This window comes from Mycobacterium sp. 050134, assembly GCF_036409085.1.
Taxonomy (GTDB): Bacteria; Actinomycetota; Actinomycetes; order Mycobacteriales; family Mycobacteriaceae; genus Mycobacterium.
In genome coordinates this window covers 1-270 of the sequence record NZ_JAZGLV010000101.1, presented here as the reverse complement: position 1 = coordinate 270, position 270 = coordinate 1, and the positions used below count along the sequence as shown (strand labels likewise).

Genomic DNA, 270 nt, shown 5'->3' with positions numbered 1-270 from the left:
TTCACCGACACCACCATCGGCTCCACCGACGCCACCGCCGGCGGAATCGGCGGCAACGGCGGCACCGCCGGAGCAGGCGGCGCAGCCGGCACCGGAGCCGGCACCGCCGGCGCGACCGGCAACGCCGGCATTGGTGGCACCGGCGGACACGGCGGCACCGGCGGTGATGGAGCGGCCGGCCTGGCCGCCACCGTCGCCGGTCAAACCGGGGGTAGCGGCAGCAACGGCGCCTCCGGCGGCGCCGGCGGAATCGGCGGCTCCGCCGGCATT

At 78.1% G+C, this 270-nt stretch carries 1 pseudogene; it reads left to right on the top strand.

Going from position 1 to position 270, the window contains the following annotated elements:
- A pseudogene (locus SKC42_RS27580) lies at window positions 1-270 on the top strand (PE family protein); the annotation flags it as partial.